This is a genomic window from Psychrobacter sp. 16-MNA-CIBAN-0192, from assembly GCF_040309565.1.
Classification (GTDB): Bacteria; Pseudomonadota; Gammaproteobacteria; order Pseudomonadales; family Moraxellaceae; genus Psychrobacter.
Genome location: NZ_JBEOOX010000679.1, coordinates 1 through 240, shown reverse-complemented (window position 1 = coordinate 240; position 240 = coordinate 1). Strand labels below are relative to the sequence as shown.

The 240-nt window shown below is 33.8% G+C and carries 1 protein-coding gene; it reads left to right on the top strand.

Annotated elements, in window-relative coordinates; genetic code table 11:
* A partial coding sequence (locus tag AAEY78_RS14835; protein WP_352340246.1) for a hypothetical protein occupies positions 1–240 on the top strand: 240 nt, incomplete at both ends.

Here is a 240-nt window from a genome sequence, read left to right as displayed (position 1 = left end):
GACTATAAATGGTCTAGCTATTCAGCTTTCATCAAAAAAACAGCGACGCCAAAATGGCTAGTTCGAGACTTTATATTTTCGCTTCAAGGAAAAAATCGTAAATATGCTGCGTACAAACAGTTTGTTGAATATGAAAATAATAAAGAGGTACGTACGTTTTATGGCGCTAAAAAGTTACTTTCAGTTTTGGGTTGTGACGCATTTATTGAAAAAATAAAGGGGTATATAGCAATACCAGAT